The organism is Duncaniella sp. C9, from assembly GCF_004803935.1.
Classification (GTDB): Bacteria; Bacteroidota; Bacteroidia; order Bacteroidales; family Muribaculaceae; genus Duncaniella; species Duncaniella muris.
Genome location: NZ_CP039547.1, coordinates 60,214 through 80,081, shown reverse-complemented (window position 1 = coordinate 80,081; position 19,868 = coordinate 60,214). Strand labels below are relative to the sequence as shown.

Here is a 19,868-nt window from a genome sequence, read left to right as displayed (position 1 = left end):
GGTTGAATCGAGTCAGTCAGGACTGTTGGGTGTGTGAAATAGGTTGATTGTTAGTGATTAATCACCTTGCATTGTTCCGGGAAAAGCAGCCGGCAGGAATAATGGCGGATGAATATAGTAAAAGATGTCTGTATAAGTTGTTGCATAACAAGAGAATAGATACTGTTAATAAGCGGTAAAAAACAAAGTAACAAGAAAAAAGTAAGAAAAAAACATATTGAAAAGCCGAAAAAATTTGGAGGAATGAAAAAAGATGCTTACCTTTGTCCTCCGAAAAGCCCAGGTGGCGGAATGGTAGACGCGCTCGTTTCAGGTGCGAGTGCTGCGAGGCGTGCAGGTTCGAGTCCTGTTCTGGGCACCCTATGAAATCGCAAGTAGTTGAAAATCAATTACTTGCGATTTTTACATTCAGAAATTGTCAGCAAATTGTCAGCGAGCCTCAAAAAAGTCAGCCATTCAACCCCGCTGAAACACCGCAAATCCAACTGAATAAATCGAATTTGGATTTATTAACTTTCTTTAATACACCCGTCGCAGTAGCATAACCTCTCACTTCTCGACTCTGCCTCCTCGACCACCCTATCCATAGACAACACAAGTCATTACGACAAGGCTCGGCCGCGTTTTTCTTCTAGCCAGCCCTTTTCTCATTGGCAAGTTTCTTTTCAGTGGCCTATATATAAGTTTGGTATATAAGTTTGGTTTAACTCGGGTATATATTACCCGACCTAAACCAAACCTACAAATATGATGGCATTGAGAAGACCTTTGGGTTAGAAGTCATCGTCGAACATGCCCGAATCGAGATCGTCATCGAAATCCTGTTGGGCATAATCATTGTGATGGTAATGACTGTAACTGCTGTCGCTATACTCATCGTGGGACGACTTGTTGTCGAAACGTTGTTGCTCTCTTGACTCCGTTCCCAAAAGGATTCTTTCTTGCGGTGACCAAACAGCCAGTCAAACACAAACATATCTCTTATAAAACTCCAAAAAACTCATGATTTACAGAATTGATATTGTTTTGGTGAATGAAGTTATTATTGGGTGAAGTGAACTTTCAGACGATATTTGGGGAATCACCAACTCATCTGAAAGGCTGACCACCAATTGATTCCTGCGATAGGCAGAATTCTTCGTAGGGCGAACTTGCCTTTCTTCGCTGACAAAAATTACACGTCCGCCTGTAAAGGCTGACTGGAATTCCAATGGTATTTTAGCATATAAAGAACGAGCAAGGACACAAATTATGCCGCATTTGCCTTTTAAGAGCAAATCAAGTACTTGTCGTTCTAATTGAGAATGGAAACCGCTGACAACGGAAACATCTTTACGAACTGAAACTTCTGATGCCCAATCAAGGGTCGGAAGCACCGACAGAGCTGCAATCTTACTCCCGGCAAGAAAACCAAAGCGGTGTCGGTCGAGTAGTATTACATTCCCAAGAGTTTCCATTAATTAAACCAATTACGTTGTTTGCCTTCATATAATATCGTGTCCCAAATGGCCTTTAATGCCATTTGTCTATTTTGAAAAGGCTTAGAGATAAATTCTTGTGGATTGTATTTGAATATTTCAAATACAAATTTAGTGAACTCAGGTTTATGTACAACTGGGTTCACGATCCCCTCAAAGAAAATATCAATTTCATCAAGGACCAATAACTTTTCTTCTGTTAAATGAAATAATTCTCCATCTCCGAGTATATTTATATACGTCGCAAATGCCCCGTCAAAAATATTATGGTGTAGCTTTGTAACCATTTCATCAAATAAAGATTTTTGATTACAAAATGATACTGAATTACAAGGGTAAGGTGTTATCCATCCCTTAAAGCCCAAATCATAGTATGGTTTAGGAGCAGGATAACTATGACGACAAATGAAAATACATAAATCCGTTTCATCTGAAATTCGTGCAAGAATATCAGAATAGTAATCGTTAGTCGATATTCTTGTTAAGGGAATATGCTTGTGCCTAACATAAATAACCGCAAACAATTGCTGTTCCTCAGTAAATAAAATTTTATTTGTGCATATGTAAACCTTGTGTTTGGTACTCTCGGTATCTAATTTAGCGGACTTATATATTTCAGGTCTTCTAATTTGAAAGTTGATAAGTGGTAAGATGTCTGAGCAGTCATTTATTGGTATCTGCCTGAATCCCGGTTGCATAAAATTTGAATACAATGGTTTATAATTGCCTTTGTTTTGACTTTTATAAAGAGGGCTACCATCTTTATGATAAGATAATTCGACCTTTTTTGATGCAAAATCAATTTCATCTTCTGGTTTTATAGTCCCATCATAACGACCAACTTTAGTTATATATCCATAATCAGATACATCTGTGAATTTTAAGTCAGGCGAACGAGAGTCTCCCATATTAACAATTCGACAAAGCAAGTAATACCTTGTCGGATTATTAATGTATATAGATATTTGGTCGCGTTTATTCATCAGAATTAATTTCATCGCCCATGCGATACTTGATGTCATAGTTAATAATGAAGTCCAACTCTTCTTCCGTGAATCCGTAATGCTTCGCCAATACCTTGTCAATTTCGTCAATAATAAGCTTTGATTGTTTTTTCTGGTAATAAGAAGTGGTTACGGTTCCTCGTGTTTTACTATTGATGATCTGCTCAACTTTATTATCCTCCAAACTTCTTTCCAACTGGTTGGCAAGTTCAATCAATTGATTGTCGTGAATATATGACAATCTAAAACCGAAAATCATGTAATCTTTATGATTGAACATATCAAAATTCAAGGCATAGTACCACCAATAGACATTAGAATTGAAAGCGGCCATAAAAAATTTAGACTGCTCTATATCTTCGTAGTATGCTATTTTATTGCTAAGAGATTCGGTGCCGAACCCGTTATTTACAAATATTATCCAGTATCTTACGCCTGCTGTACGATATTGCAATGGAAATCCAGCATCGCGCAATAGAATGGATGCTGATTGTTGCTGTTGAAACTTATTATATATTGATGTTTCTATCGGAGAAGACGTTCTCCATATCGTACCATTGAAAAAAGATGGAGAGTAATGAATAGTTGTAAACAATGAACTACGATGTTCATTATGCCATCGTATTATTGAAGTGCTAAATAACGACCTTTTACAGGACTTACGCATTAAAAAAATGGTAAGCCTTTGTTCTGCTCCTTCAAATAATTTGGCTGGTCTTACCTCATAGTGACTAAACCATGACAATCCGCTATCAGTAATCAACTTACGTAATTCGAGCATATTATTATTTGATGCCAAAGTAAGGGGTACAATAAAGCCGATATTATCAGTATTATTTGAAATTTGGCAACTGCGTTCGATTACATAGGCATAGAGATTTCCACATTTAATGGTTTTGTAACCGACTAATTTATAGATGTCACTGATAGATTTTTTAGTTTCCTTGTTTTTCCGGGTGTATTCCACATAGGGAGGATTACCTATAATAACATCGAAACCACTGTTGCCGTGGATGATATCGTAGAATTCCGCTATCCAGTTGAACGGTTGATGAGACTTCAACCATTCGTCATATGTAATATTAGATGCTGTTGCATTATAGAGATGATGATTGAGGGTATCATTCAGCTTTATAAGACGATTGCTCAAGTCTTTTTTGGCGTCTATGAATTCTTCGTGCTTATCAGCTTCTTGTGTAAGTTGGAGGTGTTTGAATATCTTGAAAACCATGGATACTTTGTTCATCTCAGCTTCTATGGTGTCGTGGTATTCCTGTGCAGCAAAGAGGTCGCCCTGGTGGTCGGCATAAACAGAATCTGCATTGGCATAGCCAACAAGTGTATTGCCACATCGAATGTTGAAGTCAATGTCGGGCAATGGGTCGAGACCAAGGTTGTCAGCTCTATAGTCAACATCTACCACTGCCACCATTTTCAAGAAAAGACGGAGTTTGGCAATCTCGGTGGCTTCTGCCATGATGTCAACGCCATATAGATTCCTGAGAATAATGGACTTGAAAATGAAATAGTGAATGTTTGAGCGGTACTTCGCTTTTATCTCATTAAGTGCCGCTTTTGTCTGCTCAGACTTGTTAGGATAGCTTTCAAGCTTGTTGATGCAGTCGTAGTATAGAGGTTCGAGAATATTCATCGCAGCAAAGAGAAATGCACCTGAGCCGCATGTTGGGTCAAGGATTGTCACACTGCGCAAGGCATCGTAGAAATTGTAGATAAATGCCTGTGGCGGATCGTCTGCTGCGATAAGGTCAGCGGCGAAAGAACGGATGTCGAGATTGTATGTTATGAAGTCGTTGATCGAGGAAATCTCACCACCTTTGATTTTGTCAAGTATTGATTCGCAACGCTGAAGTCGCTCAATTGTCTCACGCCAGATTTCGGTTGGCAATGCCCATGGCTCCGGAGTCCGAGTGTTCCAATCCTTACGTCGTTCCAGCAATTCCGGTTTTGTAGTATCGAGACCTATGGCAATATTTGCGGGTATCAGTTCACGCCAATCAGGAGTAAAACCTTGCTTGACGGCATCAAAAATATACCGGTCGCCACTTTCACGGAGTTTATTCCAGACCCAACCACCGGAAGCAAACAGTTTTTCCATAGAGCCTGAATTCTTCGCAACCTTGTCGAAAAGGAACGGCAGAATAGTTGAACGGCCAATATATTCAGTGATGTCTTCTTTTGTGTAGTAGGCACCCATAGCGGCACGGTCGTTGATATACTGCTCGAAGATATAACCAAGGACATCGGGATTGATGTCACGACCTGAAGCAGTTACGCGGGTGTCAAGATGCCACTGCCATTTATCGAAGAACGAGAACAGCGAAATGAAGGCATCGTCTGCAATGTCAATATCGGCATAGTCACGTTCAATCTGGTGATGGTCGAACATGCCTCCGTTAAGATATGGAATTCTTCCGAATTTGTCTATAAAGTCTTGGTCATGCTGCGGAGCGTTGAGACCGTCCGCGAAAAGACGAGTCAAAAATTCTTTATAGAATGAGCCAAAGAAACGGTTTTCCCCCTGCTCTCTACGCACCCATTCAAGTTTTTCTCTCAGATAATTTACATTGCCGTCAAGAAAACCTTTCTTCTGAATAAAGTAGCAGAACATCAGTCGGTTGAGCATGACCGAAGCGTACCATTGCTTATTACGGTTGTCTTTGACTGCAATATTGTCATCTATACCGGATATGAACTTGGCAAAGGCAGTGTGTTCCTTCTTGAACCCCGAATAGAAATCCTTTGTGATTTTTTCAGCGTTGACAGCGAAAGCGCGATGCACTCCCTCCTTTACATCAACAATGGTTGTGGCTTCCGCGGGGTCGAAAGTGATGCAATCGAGTTTTTGAAGTAGGAAGTCTGCCTTTGAGGGAGATTCATACTCAATGCTCACCAGATCTCGCTTGTCAACATTCTTGACAGGTACAATCCAAGCGTGGTGACCATCTCTGTCATTAGCCTTGTAAATAGCAATATAATCCTGTGCCTGTTTGCGTAGCTGCGCGTCTATACGCCGGGCAAGCGATGTGGAGGGGATATTCTCAACATCCACAACAACCACCTGCAATCCATTACGTTCAGCAACGCAGATGAATCTGTATTCAGTTTCGTCTATTACAATAGGAAGAAGTCTGGGATTGCCTTTAGGCTTGTTCCATCCAAGTTCCATAAGGAAGAGACCTCGGAAGTCGGCCTCATTTATATAAGTGTTGAAAGTATTACGATTCATGGCGCAATCCCATTGAGCAGATTATTTGATTTTCTTTGGTTTCGATGTCTTCGTCGGCAATCACGCAAAGTTGACCGTTGCGACGCAGTTCAAGTACATAATCTACAATATCATCATCGGCAGCTCGTCCGCTGTTTTTAAGCATTCGTCCGATATTGAATTTTGCGTTTCCTTGGAGCGGATAGTTGTAGATGTCGTCGATAACGTATTTAAGTTCCTCCCGTCGATCTTCTCCAAAGAAAAGCGTTGTCGGTTGCTCGTAGTAATGATTGAGCAGGTCAACTATACGATACCGTGTGGAGAAACGGTTGCCAAGAACACCTCCGGTGTTGTTCACGGTTTGCTCCTTTATTTTTTCAAGAGCCTCGCTGACCAAATCGTGGTGGTTTTCAAGAGGTGGCGCACACGGTGTATCCGGGTGGCAGGCAAGAGCCTGCATGATACGTTGTTGCGACTGAGAGACCACATTGCCATCAGTATCAAGCCAAGTCAGCACATCAAAATCGTTGGCTGTTCGGGTATAGGTCACAACACCCTGTTCTCCACGGCTGTCAACAAGGCGTGTGGAGTAAATCATATTCTGAAGTTGAGGGATAATCTCTTTTAATCGTTTGTCTACTTTAATAGCATTACTCCAAATTTGATATGCCTGAGAAGCAAGATCGACATCTCCATCGTCGGCATCATCAAGAACACCCGATTTTTCGTTGAACATATCGCGCAGATTCTGTTCGTTACCCTCGAAGAACACCTCATCAGAGCCAACGATGTTGGCATTGGCGTTGATGCGGTCGTTGAGGCGACCTCGGAGATTTATGATTTCCTCCACACCGTCGGCCGGGAAGAATGAGTAGCAATAAATCTTGTCGGCTTTCTGGCCGATACGGTCAACACGACCGGCACGTTGGATGAGCCGGATTATTGCCCAGGGAAGGTCATAATTGACAATTACGTGGGCATCTTGTAAATTGTGGCCTTCGGAAAGCACATCCGTTGCGATGAGTATGCGTGTCTGTTTGTCAAGTGGGTATTTACAAACAGCTTCATTGCTGACAGGAGAGAAACGCTCAACAATTTGAGATGGATTATCACTTCCTCCAGTTGCGAAGTCCACATTGGAGAAACCACGCTTGCGCAGTTGATAGTAGATATATCGGGCGGTGTCGGAGTATTGAGTGAAGACAACGACTTTATCCGCCGCGTGTTCGTCGTATTCCTGATGTTTCCCGCGCAATAATTGCTCCAATTCGTTGAGCTTTTGATCCTCGTTCTGCTTCCATTTTCCACAAAGCCGAATCATTTGCAGAATAATCTCGCAGTCGGCTTTAAGCTGTTGCTTAAGAGTCCGTTTGAAGAATTTAGCATCAAGCCAAGATATATTATTCTTCTGGGTGATAATATCGTAATGGTCTTTGGCCTTTCGTATGTAATCATCAAGATCAGTAGGAATATCAAGGGTTGCGTCAATAGCCGGCTCATTGCCGTCCTCTCCAAAGACATTCCCGTCATTGTCAAAGTCTTCAGTATAATCTTCTGGCAACGCATTACCATCACCAATAGGGACCGGCAGTTTGTTGTCGAGAGCGTAGATATAAACGCAGTTGCGGAGGATATGACGATAAAGTGTGAGCAGGAATGCAAAACCACTCGAATCCATACGTTTGAAGAAAGTGCTTTTGCAGAACCCCATCATACGTGCTCCTGCGCGTGAAAGATTGTCAATCAACGTCTGAATATGCTTTGGTGCATCAGCGGAGGCTTTGTCACTAATGAAATTGCTGAGACCGTAACGAGGCAAAGCAAGCGATTCCATCAGATCAATCATATCCGACGAATATAACCGTGAGTACTGATCACCTGAAATTGTGGCGAACTTTATGGAACGTGGTATCCGGTCGGGGAAATAGGATTTTGTTCCGTCGGGAAATTGCAAGTATTTTCCCTTCTCATCATACTTGGCAAAGTTATTACGGATAAAAGAACGTGTTCTTCTCACCAGGAATAACTTCATCAGCTCATTCCAATCCTCAACGTCCTCACTCTTTTGAAATGCTCCGATAGTGCGAATTGGTATGTCGCTATGCTGCATCTGAAAACCTCGCTCACCTCCAAGACTTTCAATGTAACGTTCAGGTCGTATTCCGAGGTCTTGGTCATCGGATATAAAGAGTCGCAATTGATTTGCAAGGTCGGAATAATGCTTGTTGTATGGCGTTGCAGTCAGCAAAAGAACACGGCTCGACTGGTGTTCAATCAAGTTTTTGATATTCTGATACCGCTTGCCGCCATTACGCAGATTATGGCTTTCATCGACAATTATCAGACGATAGAAACGAGCCTTTTCAACATCAATGGGTTTTGACATTGAAGTGACTTCTGCTTTGAGGTCGTATTTGACAATGTATTTTCGCCACATCTCCTGCAAATTGGCAGGACAGATTATAAGTGTGGTCCCGGCAAACGTTGTTTCGTAGATTTTCGCTACTGCACAGGCTGTAATGGTCTTGCCCAAACCCACAACATCGCCAATCATTGCACCCCGTCGCTTGTCATTGTTGAGATGACGTGCAACAATCTTAACCGCATTCTGCTGAAAATCGAATAGTTCGCGTTGAAATATCGGTGAAAGGGCAAATTCCTTTATGCCGTTACGCGCTTCTTCACTCAGGTGGTATGCGATTTTGAGATAGATATAGTAAGGTGGAATTTCTCGCTCCGCGGCCCAACTTTCATCAATGGCTTTGATGAGTTCGTATGTAATATCCACACAAAAGTTGTCATTCCACCTCGCTTCAAACCAAGCGGATAATTTTTCAGCTTGATCCCTATCTTGAAATTCTGCGTTTAGTTCTCCTTGTTTTGTAAGTCCCGAATAAGTTAGATTACTACTACCCATAATCGCCAATATGGGATTGAATCGGTCTTCCGGGCGATATGCTAGATATAATTTTGCGTGGAGAGGTTCTTTGACAGAGAGTTTTACAACTACTTTTCTTGATTTAAGCTGGGTGCTTAATCTGCGAAGCGTCCATTCATCATGTTTTGAGGGTATTCCCAGTAGCAGTTGACTGCGAAAATCCCGAGCGATACGACGTTTGATTTTCTGTACAAGTTCAGAATCAGGTGTGTAATCGCCGTTGGAATAAAGCATCCGCACCAGTTCAGCCGGTGGCTGGTGCATACCTATAAGCAAACGGCAAGTGCGATGTTCGTTGGCGCGACCTTCAAAAACAAAATCTCCTTCAAGTTGCTCAACATGCTCAACCACCTTATCCCAACCCCGCAGATTGAAATAGCCGACGCAAAAATCCACACGTTTAACACCTGAAGATTCTATAATATCTTTGAGTCCCTGCTCAAATTTTATTTCGATATTGTCGTAAATACGAGCCATTACATAATATGCCGCCGGCTCGAAGCGGAGATTGGGTTGATATTAACGAAAAACGGGGAGCCACACCATGCCCATTCCGCTATTCGTGGCCCTGAGACTGCCATTGCAACTGAATGAGCAATGGTAGAATCACCCCGCGAAGTATGTATATGCAAAAATTCCTGCCCATAACTTACCGTTTGTGGGAAGGAAGTACATAAACGTACCCATGGGGCATCTACTATTGCTTCATCCTTGGTTGCAAATTCAAAATTTCTCAGGTTCCGAATAGCCAAGAATCAAGCGTTGGTAAACGCCTTTCGTATGTAAAACGAACCACCCAACACCCGGTGTTAATCCTCCTCTGAGGTACCACGCATCGCGGGGTTCAACTGCAAAATTACAAAAAAATTCGCAGACTACAATGAGGTTATGCTGCGTAACATATCATTATTGCCGATATTTAGCGTAAAAAGCCGCCGAGAGATTGGGTTCTCTCGGCGGCTGTATGTTAGTGGTGCATTTTGGGGCCTTTGCGCTGCTGGGCTTTGAGTTTCTGCTGTTCCTTGAATTTGCGTTTGGCTTCTTCGATGCTGAGGCCGGGGTGCATTTTGAGAAAGTGAGCGAAGTCGTCGGACAGACCTCCTCCTAGTACCATGTTGGTGTCGTCTGCCGATTGGCTTCCGAGTGATGGCGTTGAAAGGGTAATTGCCGGGGCTTGGGGCTGAGGCGCAGCTGCGGGTGTCAGAGCCGTCGTGGCGGCCTTGGCGGTCGGAGCCATTTGGCTTTTGAGGTTTGCCTCAAATTGGGTAAGTAAGCCGGTGGGCGTATAATCCTTGCCGATTTTGGATGCGATGAAAGAATGATTGCCTTTAGCATAGATGAGGGTCTTAATCTCAAGTTTCTTTGCATCGGGATCTTTCCACAGGCATTTCACATTCACGCCCCGTTCTTTCATCCTTCTCTGAAATGTCGGCCAGTCAGTGATGGATTTGTCTTTCAGGACTTCGTGACCAATTTGGCGGATTTCAATACGGCTTTTCTCCGCGCCTCGCAGTTTTGAGGTGTCAATCGAAAGACTGTCCTCGGCAATGGTCAGGCCATGGCGTTCGGTTATATCGAAGCATACGCGCTTGTTACGGTGCCAATTCGTGACTGGCTTGATGATTTTTCCGTCGTAATCCACGCGGCTGAACATAAGGTGGCAATGGGGATGGTCAGCATCCGTGTGCCTGACAATAACGTATGGAGTATTCTTTATCCCCATCGCCTCCATGTATTCTTTGGCGATCTGAGTCATGAATTCATCGGTCAGGCGGTGGGCATCCTCCGGTGCAAATCCCAACGTGATATGTCCGCACGGGTCTTTGATTTTAGACCTTGTCAGGGTTGGCCGCTCTATGTCGGCGGCGGCTCTCTTTCGCCAATCTTTCTCACCATCGGCAATCCTTACGCCGTCGCTGTCGAGGATTTTCCAGACACGCTTCTCTATAGGTTTGTCGTCCTGCTTGACACGGGTTATATAGTCCAGACAGCCTCCAAATCCGTTACCTTTTCTTATCTTGGCAAACATATTTTAGGCCTTAATTTCATAGAACAGGTCGATGAGCGCATTGTGTCTTTTCAGCACTGCCGTGGCTTGGTTTGCCACAGCGAAGCATCTTCCGCTGTTGCACGCCTTGGCGATCTGGTTAAGGTTGTTACCCTCGCGGATAAGTTCGTTGAGAATCCTCATCTGCTCCGGCGAAAGGCGCTCCACAATCTGCGTATTGAGGATGCAGTCACGGGCGAATGTGGAGAAATTCCGGTAGCCGGCCTTGCGCTTGCGCTCGTTTGCGTGGTCGAGCTGGTTTAGAGAAAACTTGATTGTCTTGGGTAGGTTGATCACATCATACATATCCTCGACATCGTGCCCCGGCATGGGGCGGCGGTTCTTTTTTCTATTCATATCACTAAAGTTATTAAACGGTTATAGTCATTGTAGTGAAGAATGGAGGGGGAGTTTCGAGGTGCAGAAAACGGCTTGGTATTACCAAAGCCTAAACTCGCTCCCCCTCCATTATCATTGCGGTGGTTGTCGCCTATGGGCGTCAGTTTCCGCTGCGATTAAGAGGCTATAACCTCTCAAATTCGCCATCGGTTAGGGCTTGTGCTTAGGTGCTGTCTCAATCTCAGTCAAGTTTCGACCACTCCGAAATATCCGGCTCCATTTCCTTGAAAATCTCACGCAGGAGATTATTGATGAGGTAGGTCGGCCGCGCCTTGTGGTCGCCTGAGAGAGCACAAATCCGATAGGCCATTTTGATGAGGTCGGGGGAAATTGTTATCGGAGAGCCGTCCTTGGTGCTTGTCTTTACGAGATAGGAGTCGTGGAAGTCTGCAAGTTTGGTACGTCGCATCCTGGCACTGATTCGGGTGGGCTTCTTTTGGGACGGCATCTTGTCAGTTGACACCTCTTCTTCCTTATTGACACCACTCACTTCATTGACTGTATCAACCTCAGTCATTATAGTCACATTAGTGGATAATGCGGATTGTATAGCGGAGGTAGAATCGCTCTCACGTTCTGCCATTTCCTCGGCGGCTACGCGTTTGGCCTCATCTTCGTCTATTTTTACTTGCTTCGCGTGCATCCTTTCCTTGATTGCCTTCGCTTCATCGGAAAGTGACGTGCCCGCTCCAATGGCTTTGTTGGCATCAGTCGTTGAAGTCGTTGGAGTGACTTCATCCTCCAGCCCTAAGATATTCATGTTGATATTGTCTATATCAAAGTTGTCCATCGGTTTGTCGGAAGATTTACTTTCTCGTGCCTTGGAATCCGACTCGCCGGGTTTCGCGTATGTCGGTCGTGAGGTTTCCCTCATCCATTCCATGAATTCATCTTGATCTTCAGGAACTACAATATTTTTATTACTCATAATATCTATTTTAATTATTGGACAAAGGGGTTAAGAATGGCTTGTCGGTTCAAGTTTGGCTCGCTTATATACACCCCGTTCCAAACTGAACTGAAATCAGTAGTAGAAATCGGGATTGTAGGCGTAGGCTCCGTTTTCTCTGACAATCATCCTCTTGTTCATAAGGAATGTTTTCAGTTTCGTCACCTTTCCGTCGCCGAATGGGAAGCCGCAGGCGGCATACGCCTGTTTGAGTCCGTCCTCGCAGTTCTGACAACCTTTGATTGCTCCATTCGCGAACGCTTTTTCCAATGCCGCGCGATGCTGTTCGGATGTCAGTTCATTGTAGGAGAATGTCTGCGGCTTCTGACGGTTGAAGGTATAGCCGTCGGCGATCTCAGGCAAACCGTTGTCGTTGATACGGAAGGCGAATGGCGAGAAGTCCATTGCACGGATGCAGGATGCCGACACTTCGGTCACTTCATCATCGGTCGCGCTTTTGCTGACTTGCAGAACGGTCTCAGCCTTGTTGTTCAACTCGGTGCCGACATGACCGCGTACGTTGTCATCGCTCTTGTTGAGATGGAGCACCGTGTGGATATGGATTTGATTGTTGTCTGTCCATTCCATCAGTTTGTTGATGAGGCGCGATGACTCGGTGGCGTTGTTGATGTCGAACATAAGGTCACGGATGCCGTCGATCACTACCAATCCTACATTTGGCGTTGTGGCTATCGCCCGGTCGATTATTTCTAGACGGGTGTCGGGAACCTGCGCCCTCAACTGCGAGAAAAACAGGTTGTCGGGGTGTCTGTCGGTGGGCAAACCTGCGAGTTCTATGGCGCGTCGTATCACTTTCTGACAGTGGTATGGGCTTTGCTCGGTGTCGAAGTACAGAACCGTTCTTTTATCGTCCGGGAACTCTGCCGAATATCCGAGGCATTCACCGTTTGTAAGCGCGGCGGCTACAATGGCACTGACATTGAATGTCTTCTTGCTCTTGGCTTTGCCTGTGGACGCTGAGAAGTTGCCAAGTGTGCCGATAACAGAGCCGTTGCAGAACAACACTTCGGGAGCCATCGCCAATTCGTCTGTGACGCGTATCTGCGAGGCTTGCCAGAGCGTGTCAAGATCTTTCGCGTCCATCACTGTCTTCCTCTTTCGATTATCAGACGGTCAACGTCGGCGCGGCGGTAGAGAATCTTGCGCTTCATCTTGACGGGAACAAGATAACCGGAGCGTTCCCAGTTCCAGAGAGTCGTTGGGCATACACCGAACATCTCCAGCACTTCCTTCTTGGGGATGCAGCTCTCCTGCGAGGCGTTGACCATTACTGGCAGAAGCTGCGCCTTGGCTTGTTCAATCATATCGGTCGCGAAGGCCTTGAGGTCTTCGATTGTCAGAGTGAGGGTCAGACCGGTGACTCCACTCTCTATGAGGGTCATGATATTATTCATATAATCATCGGATTCCGCCGGGGGGTAAGAATCTGTGGCGTTGGCGGAGTGATGCGCCACAGCTCCATAAGACGAAAGTTACATTTTTCCGAAAAGACATAGCGGTGGCCGTACCGACTGCCGGGGCGGTCGGATAAGTTGCGGAATGTCCACGAAAAGAATTGAAATGGGACGGGGTCACGCGCCCCTCACTACGATAAAAAGATTCCAGTGGCTCTTTGGCTATCCCACTGCCTCAAGCATTGGTATGGAATTGGTTTCTCTCCGGCATCAGGACTTCCATGGCAGTCCCGATAGCGCTATTATGCCATTGAGAAATAATGTCGGCATTAACCCGCCGTGGGTCAGTTGGTTGAAAACCCTTGTCAGTCATTTGTCTTCATCAAGAGAAAAACATTGGGCAGCAATTCCTCAGAGTATAATTTTGAATGTGCCGGATGAGAATTCATCTCGATTTCAACGCTCTACTTTTGGTCGGTCTTCGTATACAAAACACGTGTCTCAACCGCTTGGTTTGCATCGGGCAAACCTCGGACATTGCTATATTTCAGCGTTTTACTTCTTACATTTACTCAATCACAAGTGGTTAAGTATTGAGAAAAGTCCGACGGCGTCCGACGAATGTCTTGAATATTCTTTTTAATTTCCGAAGTTGTCCGATAAGCGTCGCATCACTACCTACGGGAGTCGTGCTTTTGCCGTTCCTGCAAACAATATCTTGAACGCAAAGAGGACTTCATCAGCCGTAATGCTCGACAAATATACAACATGCGGTCTTCGATTTCCAAATTTTCAGACCCCTTGGCCGCACAAAGTATATCTATGGCCGCATTTGGCCACGCTGACCAACTGGATTTCAGAAGAGAAACAAGCCATCAAAAAGAAAAGATTTCGCTTTTTCGTGCATTTCCCACGTTTGCACACACTTTTCCCAACATTGCCCAACAATAATTTTCCAGATGAACATAACCGCGACTTCGTTGTTGCGGTCGATTATTGTGATGCAATTGAAAATCGCGAGTGAACTTGAAGCGCATGTCGGCTGAAAGCCGGTGCGCGGTGGTAACGCCATCAAGATTCACCGCAAAGTTAAGTCAGAGTCATACTGCTATCCAAATATTCAGGGCGCATGGGACTATCTTGCCTCTCAGTGCCTCAAAGTGACGCGACTCTGCAAAGTTACAATTCCATCCACTCCGAATCCAAATTTTCAGGCAGCATCGGCTCATCTTGCCCGGCATTGCCCAAAAGTGACGCGATTTTGATGCAAAGATACATTCCCATCCTCTCCGAATCCCAAATCCGCGATAGCATAGGACTATGTGACCGCTCACAGCTCCTCACAGCCGCTAAACTAAAAAATCCCGACTCGCCATGCCGAAGCATGATGAGCCGGGAGGTATAATGAGGCTGTCTAACAATCAAAGTTAGGCAGTCTCTTTTTTAGATTTAATATTGAGAGAATCAGGCTGCTTTCTTGCGAAAATCGCGATTAGGTACAAAACCGCAGACCAAAGGGTTTGTATTGCGCCTGTAGAGGCATCTTTGCGATAAAAACAGGCGTGAAAAAGAGGATTTTGCCCATGCAAGGGCAAGTTTCCTCAGATTATGGGCAAGTGCTTTAAGACCGAACTCGATTTTCGCTCCGGTCAGACCTTTCAGCCTCAGTCTTCTGAACTTGCCGCATTCCTTGATTTGCCCGAACACGGCTTCCGGCTCGACCGGGCGGTTGCTTCTGTGTTTCAGCCCCTGCTCGCCGGTCAGGAGCTCACGTGCCCTCGCCTTGTAATCATCAAGGGTATGGTTAACCTCTATCTGTCTATCCCCTTTTGATTTATGACATTGTCCTCTTAACGGACACCCTTCGCACCGGGTGGCTCTGTAGATGCTGACTGTCTGCTGATAACCGCTTGCCGTGTGGCGTTTTTCCTGACGTATGAATCTCAGCCGCTGGCCCATCGGGCACACATAGAAGTCTTCCTGCGGATTATAGAACAGATTGGAGACCCGGAAGGGATCATTGCGGTACTTGCGGCGTTGCTCGACATGGAACATGTTGTATTTCACATAAGGAAGCATCCCGTTGCTGAACATGTATTCATAGTTTTCCTCCGAACCGTAACCGCTGTCTGCCACAATCTCCTGACTCTGTATGCCATATCTCGATCTGAACGATTCAAGATAGCCGATCATTGTGAGGGTATCGGTTGGACGCTGATATATACCGAAGTTGGTTATGAACTGATTTTCAGTGGACATCTGAACGTTATACCCAGGCTTTAGCTGACCGTTGAGCATGGCGTCCTCCTTCATGCGCATGAACGTGGCATCCGGGTCGGTCTTGGAGTAGGAGTTTCGTGTGCCCATGGTGGCGAGCTGCTCTTTGTAACGCTCCATCCTCGGCACGGCATCATTTTCCATCTCACTGAGTGCCTTGCGTTCCTCCTTGCTGAGATTTTTTGCGTCAACCTTGGCTTTGATGCGTTCAACCCTTTCTGTGACCTCATCTGCCGTCAACTCTCCTCCGACAGGATTCTCCTCATTCTCTATGGCGTGGTTCTGTTCTATCTGGTTGAGCAATGCTTCCGTCTTGGCTTTAAGTTTCGAATCATGCTTCTCTACAGAACCTCTCCATACAAATGTGTATTTGTTGGCGACCGACTCAATCTTTGTACCATCTATATATTGCACCTTCAACGATACAAAACCCTCATCGTGAAGCAACTGCACGACCTGTGTGAATACAGAATCAAACCCTTCCTTCAACCGCTTGCCCCTGTAGTAATTGATTGTGCGGAAGTCCGGACGCTTCATGCCGGACAGCCACATAAAATAGATGTCGCGTTTGAGAAGCTCCTCGATGCGCCGCGAGGAATAAACATTGCTCAGATAAGCGAACACAAGCACTTTGAGCATCATCTTCGGGTTGAAGGCACTGTTGCCTCCGCCTCGGTAGGTCGAAAGTATATCACTGATGTCAAGGCGGTCGATGACCGCATCAACGACCCTAACCATATGATTTTCGGGAACAAGTTCATCCAAAGATGGAGGAAGAAGCAAATCTTGTTTTCTATTATCAGATTTTATTGCTAACTTTGCCATGTTATGTTTTGATTATTAGTTGTTTACTTGCAACCCAAATTTACTAAAATCTTTGACATGACAAAGGCTTTCGCGCTGAAATTCAGCATGAAAGCCTTATTTTTTTGTTGATGAACCACACAAAAGAGAGGCTGCCTAAACTTGTTAGACAGCCCCATCTATAATTATTTCATTTCGTCTTCGTTTTCCGAAAGCTGTTCCAATGATGATTCTATCTCCTCGATAGACGGTAGCGTACTTTTTATCTCGGCAGGAATCAACTTGGTAAGCTCATATTGCGATATTCCAAGAGGCAGATTGTATGCTTCCAGAGAATACTGGGCCTCAATATTGTCTTTGTCTTTACAAATCAGAAGTCCGATGGTTGGATTGTCTTGCTCGGTTTTAAGTTGATGATTGACTGCGGTAACATACAGTCCCAATTGACCGAGGTGTGAGGCATTGAATGAACCGGTCTTCAATTCGATGCAGCAATAGGCATGTATCCGTGTATTGTAAAAGAGCAAATCAATGAAGATTTCCTTTTCTCCGACTTGCAGACGGTATTGTCTTCCCATGAAAGCAAAGCCGGTTCCAAGTTCAATAAGGAATTTCGTGACGTTGGCAACAAGCGCATCCTCCAGTTCTTTCTCATTGTAAGCCTCAGTCATTGAGAAGAAGTTGAACACATACGGGTCTTTAGTAACCTGCTGCGCAAGGTCGCTCTGCAATGCGGGGAGGGTTTTACCGAAATTTGTAATGGCTTTCCCCTCTCGTTCATACAAATCTGTATCGAGGAAGTTCAGCAGCACATTACGTCCCCAGCTATTCTGAATGACTTTACGGACAAAAAATAATGCCTTATGAACATCACCCTTACATTTGTCTATAATTCTTCTTTGATGATCCCAGGGGATAGAGCATATTTCAATCTTGAAATCGTCCGCACCTTGCGGATGATTCTTGTCCACAAAATCGTCCACACGCTGCGGACGATTCTCAATCAACTGAGAATAAAGATTATAAAAGTAATACATGTACTTGAGATTTGTCTCCGAGAATCCCTTTTCACCGGGCATCTCCAATCTCAAATCTCGGCTCAGATTCTTATAAAAGCCAGAGCCGTATGTATTGGCATATTGTTTGGAGGCTATGTCACGCCCCAGACTCCAATAGTATTCCAACAATGTGCGGTTAGCATCGATGGAGGCTTTCAGACGTGCGGACAGGTATCGCTGTTTGAGTTCCTTTACCCAAACGTGATATTCCTTATCCTGAGAGAGATTTATAATTGGTTTCATATTGCGAATTTACAAAAATTTATTCAAACTGCTATCATTAAGGCCCATATATCAGTCGAGCAAACCGACAAGTTCCTTTTTCATGTCTTCGTCGATGTCGCGGTAGCGGGCGAAGGCGCGGCTTCCCTCGGAGTGGCCGCTTAGTGAGCCTACAAGGTTTGGATCCTTGACCTTCTTGTATAGGTTGCCGATGAAGGTGCGTCGGGCGAGGTGGCTGCTGGCGATTTCGTCAATGGGCCGTTTCTCCTCTTTCCCGGTGGTCGGATTCAGTATTGTCACCATCCGGGTCACGCCGCAAGTCTTGAATATCTTTTTGATGGCGACATTGTATTTCTGTGAACTGATGAACGGAAAGAGTTTTCCATTCAGCCCCTCGCGTCCTTTGTATTTATCAACAAGAGCCAACGCGCGGGTATTCAGTGGCACGCGGACCACCTGCGGCCTTTCTCCGGCTGTTTTCTGCGGCATATATTCGATTGCACCGTTGATGATGCTGTCATGAGTCATCGCCAACAGGTCAGATACTCGACATCCGATCAGGCACTGAAAAATAAAAATATCCCGTTGTGACTCCAACGATGGATTAGCCGACAAATCGAAGTCAGCAATCTGGTCGCGCTCCTCGATTGTGATATAGTAGGGAGTGCCGTATCGCTCGGTTGTCTTACCGTTGTATTTAGCAAACGGGTCATTCATAGTCATATCCTGCTCACGACACCAGCGATAGAATGCTCTCATCAGTCCGAAAAGGCCAATGATAGTGTTGTCGCCCTTTGGATGTGGCTTAGGTTTCTTTCGCTGGGAATGAGTGTCAGCCGGAATCGCATCATAAATTTTCGGATATTTAGTGTAGATAAAATGTTCTGAGCGCAAGAATTTCTCAAACTTATTGACATCATCAACCGTAAACTCGTCGAGCTTGATTCGGTATTTCCTGTTGCCGTTGGCTTGCACGTATAGTTCGTAGCGCATTAGGGCGCGTTTCAACACACGAAGATGTTTGATGCGCCACTCCGATATGTTCTTTTTGGCGATATAATCCTCGAATATATCAAAGAACGATATTTCCGGTACCACCACCGTTTCCTCTTTCGGTGGGTTTAGGAACAATTCCAACTGGGCAAGGACAAAATCTTTTGTCACTTTTTCAACCGGATTATCCTCACATAAACGGATAAGAAACTTCTCAATGCTTTCCAGTCTATCCTGCACCTCGCGAACTTCACGTTTCCCTTCCGGGTCACGCGGATTAGTGAATTTGCCGTCCTTGAAACGGTCGGCAGAGATATACAGACCACTCTTGATACGGTGGGAAACGCTATGCGAAACGGATACGCGGAGAAGAATCTCAGCGCGTCCGGAAGCATTTACTTTCGCCGATAAGGCTCTTTTGATTGTTGCCATAGGAGAGAATGTTTATATTCGACATGACTTACTTTGTTGATGCAAAGGTAATAATACCCTCTCAAATATACAACAACTTTTGTCAGCGTTTTGTCAGCAAGTTCTAAACTTTAACAAATCAGAATCAATTTCACTCTCGCTTCAAATCAATTCATTTCGGTTTGTTTATATCTAATAATCAGTATATTACGAATTTTATTCTAATCGGCTCAAAATTGACAGCGATTCATCTCGATTCAATATTAGTGTTCCTGTTCTGGGCACCACAAATAGCTGTTAATCGTTTGATTTTCAGCTATTTTTATTTTATCAATAAGCAACAGATAAGCAACTTTCAACACAATATCTGCTTTTGCGCCGATATTGGACTGCTTGAGATGGACGGCAACGCCCGCAATTTTGCGTTGGTCTATCCATAAAAGAAGCGAAGCCTCCACGGATGCGGAAGCCTCGTCTTGTCAGTTCTGAATGATTGTTGAGGTCAGCACCATAAGGGGTGCCGGGGGTAACGCGTCGCCCTCTCTGTGGCGCAGGGGTGCGAGTCAAAAAAAATTTTATTTCACATTTCCACCGTCTTTAAGTGCCTGTCCTATCCAAGCAAAGGCACAGAGAAGCGCAATTATCCA

16 protein-coding genes and 1 tRNA gene are annotated in these 19,868 nt (G+C 44.8%); 3 read left to right on the top strand and 14 right to left on the bottom strand.

The window, feature by feature from the left end; genetic code table 11:
• The first annotated feature begins 277 nt into the window (after positions 1 to 277).
• Both E7745_RS00415 and E7745_RS00410 read left to right on the top strand, forming a co-directional pair.
• Positions 278 to 358 (top strand) — tRNA-Leu (locus E7745_RS00415).
• Between the two features lie 4 nt (positions 359 to 362).
• Entirely contained in the window at positions 363 to 545 is a 183-nt protein-coding gene (locus tag E7745_RS00410) for a hypothetical protein (RefSeq protein WP_136408064.1), read from the top strand.
• A 228-nt stretch (positions 546 to 773) separates the two neighbouring features.
• Here the strand turns inward: E7745_RS00410 and E7745_RS14750 are convergent, their stop codons facing one another.
• From E7745_RS14750 to E7745_RS00365, 10 genes are all read right to left on the bottom strand, one after another.
• A complete protein-coding gene (locus E7745_RS14750; RefSeq protein ID WP_168181930.1) occupies positions 774 to 929 on the bottom strand; it encodes a hypothetical protein in 156 nt (51 codons plus the stop codon).
• Positions 930 to 1,007: 78 nt separating this feature from the next.
• Positions 1,008 to 1,457, bottom strand: a complete 450-nt coding sequence (locus E7745_RS00405; protein ID WP_136408063.1) for a hypothetical protein — start codon at positions 1,455 to 1,457, stop codon at positions 1,008 to 1,010.
• On the bottom strand, positions 1,457 to 2,500 hold the full coding sequence (locus E7745_RS00400) for a hypothetical protein (protein WP_168181928.1): 1,044 nt from the start codon (positions 2,498 to 2,500) through the stop codon (positions 1,457 to 1,459). Before E7745_RS00400 ends, E7745_RS00405 begins: the two co-directional genes overlap by 1 nt.
• A complete protein-coding gene (locus E7745_RS00395) occupies positions 2,454 to 5,669 on the bottom strand; it encodes a DNA methyltransferase (protein ID WP_240740343.1) in 3,216 nt (1,071 codons plus the stop codon). Before E7745_RS00395 ends, E7745_RS00400 begins: the two co-directional genes overlap by 47 nt.
• A 49-nt stretch (positions 5,670 to 5,718) precedes the next feature.
• The gene (locus E7745_RS00390; protein ID WP_136408060.1) at positions 5,719 to 9,123 is read right to left on the bottom strand and encodes a helicase-related protein; all 3,405 of its coding nucleotides are present in this window, start codon (positions 9,121 to 9,123) and stop codon (positions 5,719 to 5,721) included.
• 490 nt (positions 9,124 to 9,613) lie between these two features.
• Positions 9,614 to 10,675 (bottom strand): relaxase/mobilization nuclease domain-containing protein, encoded by a 1,062-nt coding sequence (locus tag E7745_RS00385; RefSeq protein WP_136408059.1) that lies wholly within the window; start codon positions 10,673 to 10,675, stop codon positions 9,614 to 9,616.
• A 3-nt stretch (positions 10,676 to 10,678) separates the two neighbouring features.
• On the bottom strand, positions 10,679 to 11,050 hold the full coding sequence (mobC, locus tag E7745_RS00380; RefSeq protein WP_136408058.1) for a plasmid mobilization relaxosome protein MobC: 372 nt from the start codon (positions 11,048 to 11,050) through the stop codon (positions 10,679 to 10,681).
• Positions 11,051 to 11,273: 223 nt separating this feature from the next.
• On the bottom strand, positions 11,274 to 12,020 hold the full coding sequence (locus E7745_RS00375) for a DUF3408 domain-containing protein (protein ID WP_136408057.1): 747 nt from the start codon (positions 12,018 to 12,020) through the stop codon (positions 11,274 to 11,276).
• A gap of 96 nt (positions 12,021 to 12,116) precedes the next feature.
• A complete protein-coding gene (locus tag E7745_RS00370; protein WP_136408056.1) occupies positions 12,117 to 13,145 on the bottom strand; it encodes an AAA family ATPase in 1,029 nt (342 codons plus the stop codon).
• Entirely contained in the window at positions 13,145 to 13,456 is a 312-nt protein-coding gene (locus tag E7745_RS00365; RefSeq protein WP_136408055.1) for a helix-turn-helix domain-containing protein, read from the bottom strand. Before E7745_RS00365 ends, E7745_RS00370 begins: the two co-directional genes overlap by 1 nt.
• A 748-nt stretch (positions 13,457 to 14,204) precedes the next feature.
• Between E7745_RS00365 and E7745_RS00360 the strand changes: the two genes are divergently transcribed.
• Positions 14,205 to 14,480: a hypothetical protein gene (locus tag E7745_RS00360; protein WP_136408054.1), complete on the top strand. Its 276-nt coding sequence runs from the start codon at positions 14,205 to 14,207 to the stop codon at positions 14,478 to 14,480.
• A 440-nt stretch (positions 14,481 to 14,920) separates the two neighbouring features.
• Here E7745_RS00360 and E7745_RS00355 read toward each other — a convergent pair whose 3' ends face one another.
• The 4 genes from E7745_RS00355 to E7745_RS00340 all read right to left on the bottom strand — a co-directional run bounded on the left by E7745_RS00355 (position 14,921) and on the right by E7745_RS00340 (position 19,679).
• Entirely contained in the window at positions 14,921 to 16,558 is a 1,638-nt protein-coding gene (locus E7745_RS00355) for an IS1182 family transposase (protein WP_240743523.1), read from the bottom strand.
• 164 nt (positions 16,559 to 16,722) lie between these two features.
• Positions 16,723 to 17,838 (bottom strand): YhcG family protein, encoded by a 1,116-nt coding sequence (locus tag E7745_RS00350; protein ID WP_136408053.1) that lies wholly within the window; start codon positions 17,836 to 17,838, stop codon positions 16,723 to 16,725.
• Between the two features lie 51 nt (positions 17,839 to 17,889).
• Positions 17,890 to 19,242, bottom strand: a complete 1,353-nt coding sequence (locus tag E7745_RS00345; RefSeq protein ID WP_136408052.1) for a site-specific integrase — start codon at positions 19,240 to 19,242, stop codon at positions 17,890 to 17,892.
• Positions 19,243 to 19,484: 242 nt separating this feature from the next.
• A complete protein-coding gene (locus tag E7745_RS00340; protein WP_136408051.1) occupies positions 19,485 to 19,679 on the bottom strand; it encodes a hypothetical protein in 195 nt (64 codons plus the stop codon).
• Positions 19,680 to 19,868 lie beyond the last annotated feature (189 nt).